Annotated in this window: 1 protein-coding gene and 1 tRNA gene; both read right to left on the bottom strand. The window is 70.6% G+C overall.

The annotated features are described in order from the left end of the window. Nucleotides 1-113: 113 nt before the first annotated feature. A tRNA-Ile gene (locus FOY91_RS21370) sits at nt 114-189 on the bottom strand. A 60-nt stretch (nt 190-249) separates the two neighbouring features. Then, nucleotides 250-981 (bottom strand): sensor histidine kinase, encoded by a 732-nt coding sequence (locus tag FOY91_RS21365; protein ID WP_145156089.1) that lies wholly within the window; start codon nt 979-981, stop codon nt 250-252. Nucleotides 982-1078: the final 97 nt, after the last annotated feature.

Here is a 1078-nt window from a genome sequence, read left to right as displayed (position 1 = left end):
AAGGGCTGCGTATCGCGCCGGACGCGGCCGGACGCGCCGCCCGGCTTTCTCGGTTGAATTGTCAGTGTTCTAGCCGGGTTCCGAATGCGATGGAACACCGCCGGCTGCATGCATGGTGGGCCCGGCAGGACTCGAACCCGCAACCTAGCCGTTATGAGCGGCCAGCTCTAACCGTTGAGCTACAGGCCCCGCCATGCCCGGCGGCGATAGCGGAGCCGCCGCCCGGCTGGCAAGGGATCGCGGTGCGCCTCAGCAGGGCCGCACCCCGTTGGCCTTGCGCCGCCCGGCGACCGGCAGGCGCAGGACGAAGCCGTCCGCCTCGATCGCCAGCGCGCCACCGGCAGCGGCGGCGAGGTTGCGCACCAGCCGCAGGCTGAAGCCTAGGCCGAGCAGCGGCGCCTCCGGCCAGTCCCCCTCGGGGGTAAAGCCGGGGTCGAGCAGCGTGGTCTCGCTGCTGTCGCCCAACACGGCCGGGCGTGTCAGCCGCAGCACCGCCGCGTCGCCGGTGCCGGTCAGCCGCACCTCGATCCGCTCCCCCACGTGACCCAGACCGATCGCCGCGGTGATCAACCGTGCATAGATCCGCTCTATCACCGCCGGGTCGGCATCGATCGGGCCGATCTCCTCCTCGATCGCCATTTCCAGCATCACGCCCCGCCCCGCGGCGATCGGCCGGTGCGTGCGCCACAGCCTGCGCAGCAGATCTGCCGGGGCAATCCGGTCCGGCGAACGCTCGGGTGCCGTCTCCCCGGCGCTGGCGGCCATGTCCAGATCGTCCACCACGGCAAGCAGCCGCCGCCCCTGTTCCACGATGACGCCGGCCTTGACGCGATAGCGCAGCGCGGCCGGCCCCAGCACCTGCCGCTCGATCATCTCGCCGAAGCCGACGATCGCATTCAGCGGCGTGCGCAGTTCGTGGACAAGCTGGCGAAGCGAATCGGCCGGCAGGCCGCTGCCGTAAAGCCCGCCCCCCACCGCCATCTTCTTCAGCGCCAGGTCTTGTCTACGGGCTGCTGAGCGTCATCCAGCGACAGCCAGATCAGAACAAGTAAAGCCAGGGCGACGGCGTAGCCGAGCC

Origin of the sequence: Alterirhizorhabdus solaris, from assembly GCF_007785815.1 — a bacterium.
Lineage (GTDB): Bacteria > Pseudomonadota > Alphaproteobacteria > Sphingomonadales > Sphingomonadaceae > Alterirhizorhabdus > Alterirhizorhabdus solaris.
The sequence above is the reverse complement of the archived record's forward strand: the minus strand, read 5'-3'. Positions and strand labels throughout refer to the sequence as shown.

Bases quoted from the DNA above. Each gene is read 5' to 3' on its own strand.
- FOY91_RS21365 (WP_145156089.1), bottom strand. From the start codon at position 981: ATGGCGGTGGGGGGCGGGCTTTACGGCAGCGGCCTGCCGGCCGATTCG.